General features: G+C 38.4%; 4 protein-coding genes. All 4 read left to right on the top strand.

Annotated features, from left to right (window positions below; genetic code table 11):
* A partial coding sequence (locus AC1DPQ_RS23870) for a DUF3108 domain-containing protein (RefSeq protein WP_477611086.1) occupies positions 1-252 on the top strand: 252 nt, incomplete at its 5' end.
* Between the two features lie 2 nt (positions 253-254).
* The gene (locus tag AC1DPQ_RS23865) at positions 255-818 is read left to right on the top strand and encodes a DUF3109 family protein (protein ID WP_086549448.1); all 564 of its coding nucleotides are present in this window, start codon (positions 255-257) and stop codon (positions 816-818) included.
* 242 nt (positions 819-1,060) lie between these two features.
* Positions 1,061-2,113 (top strand): dTDP-glucose 4,6-dehydratase, encoded by a 1,053-nt coding sequence (gene rfbB, locus AC1DPQ_RS23860; protein ID WP_477611085.1) that lies wholly within the window; start codon positions 1,061-1,063, stop codon positions 2,111-2,113.
* Positions 2,113-2,661: a dTDP-4-dehydrorhamnose 3,5-epimerase gene (gene rfbC, locus AC1DPQ_RS23855; protein WP_477611084.1), complete on the top strand. Its 549-nt coding sequence runs from the start codon at positions 2,113-2,115 to the stop codon at positions 2,659-2,661. The genes rfbB and rfbC overlap by 1 nt, the downstream gene beginning before the upstream one ends.
* The last annotated feature ends 51 nt before the right edge of the window (positions 2,662-2,712 follow it).

Here is a 2,712-nt window from a genome sequence, read left to right as displayed (position 1 = left end):
ATCTCAGCCTTAGAGGTAGAATATATAGGAAAAGAAACGATTAAAAGTAAGTTGGGGAACATCCGTTGTTTAAAATTTAGTCCATCTATTAAACCGGGAAGGATATTTAAAAAAGATAGCAGGTTATACCTCTGGGTAACCGATGATGGAAACCGCGTGCCGGTAAAGGCCCAGGTAGAGATATTGGTAGGAGCAGTTACCATGGAATTAAAATCGGCCAGTGGCCTGAAATATGCTTTAGCAAAAGAATAATGATGATAGAAGTTGAACAGGTGCTGGTGCACGAAGACGTATTGAAAGAAAACTTTGTTTGTAATTTAAGCAAATGCAAAGGAATCTGTTGCGTGGAAGGTGATTCCGGTGCACCATTGGATAATGACGAAAAGGCCATTTTGGAAGAGATATATCCAAAAATAAAACACCTGTTGAATGAAAAGGGTATTAAAGCCATTGAGGAACAAGGCGTTTACGTAGTTGATGAAGATGGCGATTTAACCACCCCTTGCGTAGATAAAAATAAAGAATGTGCTTACGTGCTTTTTGAGGGTGGTATTACGAAATGTGCCATTGAAAAAGCGTATGAGCAAGGTATTGTAGATTGGCAGAAGCCGATTTCTTGTCACCTTTACCCTATTCGGATAACGAAATATCCAGAATTCGACGTGCTAAATTACGACCGCTGGCACATCTGTCACGATGCCTGCACCTTTGGCCGTGAACTTAAAGTACCAGTTTATAGTTTTTTAAAAGGACCACTAATCCGTAAATATGGAGAAGAATGGTATAAAGAATTGGAAAGCTCTGTGGCGGCGATGTAGTTTTTCTTCCTTAAATTTTCATGTTATTGGTGCAACAGTAAAGTCAAATATAAGCGTCATCTATACTTTTCTTGCGTATATCTATTGCAACTGCAAGCTTATCTATTTTATGTAGAAGATGGTCAGGAAAACTGACTAATTGCTTCTAAATTATTCGTTCGGTTTTCAGCTTATGTCAAAATTAAGTTGTTTTTTGCCGAAATCTAACTTACTTTAGCGGAATTGAAAATCATTTAATAACTGTGAAAAAAATCTTAATCACTGGTGGTGCGGGCTTTATTGGCTCTCATGTAGTTCGCCGTTTTGTTAACAACTATCCTCAATACGAGATCGTCAATTTAGATAAACTTACCTACGCAGGTAATCTGGCTAATTTAACCGATATTGAAAATAAGCCAAATTACAGATTTGTAAAAGAAGATATTACTGATGCGAACGCGATGTTCGATCTGTTTAAAACAGAAAACTTCGATGCCGTTATCCACCTTGCAGCGGAGAGTCATGTAGATCGTTCTATTTCTGATCCAACGGCTTTTGTAATAACAAATGTAATTGGTACTGTAAATTTATTAAATGCTGCCCGTGAATATTGGAAAGGTGATTACAATAAAAAACGTTTCTATCATGTAAGTACCGATGAGGTTTATGGCGCTTTAGGTGAAACAGGGATGTTTACCGAAACCACTGCTTACGATCCGCATAGCCCTTATTCGGCCTCAAAGGCGAGTTCAGATCACTTTGTAAGGGCCTACCATGATACTTATGGCATGGATTGCGTAATTTCTAATTGCTCTAACAACTATGGTTCTCATCATTTTCCTGAGAAGCTGATTCCATTAGCAATTAATAATATCAAGAATAACAAACCGGTACCGGTATATGGTAAAGGGGAGAACGTACGTGATTGGTTATGGGTAGAAGATCATGCCAGGGCAATCGATGTAATTTTCCACAACTCAAAAACAGGAGATACTTACAACATTGGTGGACATAACGAGTGGAAAAATATTGATCTCATCAATTTGCTTTGTACTATTATGGACCAAAAACTTGGTCGCGAAGCGGGAGAATCAGCTAAACTAATCACCTATGTAACCGACCGCGCGGGGCATGATTTGCGCTATGCCATTGATTCGAGTAAACTGCAAAATCAATTGGATTGGGTACCTAGCTTACAATTTGAAGAAGGCTTAGCCAAAACGGTAGACTGGTATTTACAGAACGAAGATTGGTTAAACAATGTAACCTCAGGCAACTATCAATCCTACTACGAACAACAGTACAGCAGTAAATAATGGAAATTGAACAAACGGGATTAAAAGACTGTCTGATTATTAAGCCAAGGGTGTTTGAAGACCCCCGGGGGTATTTTTTTGAAAGTTTTAACCAAAATACATTCGAAGAAAAAACGGGTTTATCAGGCAGGTTTGTTCAGGATAACGAATCTTATTCTTCTTACGGTGTAATTAGAGGTTTACATGCCCAAACCGGAGAATTTGCACAAGCCAAATTAGTCCGTGTAACCAAGGGGGAAGTATTGGATGTTGCGGTAGATGTACGTCCAAGCTCACCAACCTATGGTAAACATTTTGCCATACGCTTAAGTGCAGAGAATAAATTACAGCTTTATATACCAAGAGGTTTTATACATGGCTTTTCGGTATTGAGCGAAACGGCAGAATTTTTATACAAATGCGATAATTTTTTCAATAAAGCTTCAGAAACCGGCGTAATTTATAACGATGCGGACCTGAATATCGATTGGTTAATTCCGGAGAAAGATCAGGCGGTATCTGATAAAGATTTACTTTTAAACCCCTTTTCAGCTTTACAACATATATGAGCAAAATATTAGTAATTGGTGCCGGCGGACAGTTAGGCCAGTGCTTAAAGG

The sequence above is a fragment of the Pedobacter sp. 01T416_2 genome, from assembly GCF_056398925.1.
The sequence above is the reverse complement of the archived record's forward strand: the minus strand, read 5'-3'. Positions and strand labels throughout refer to the sequence as shown.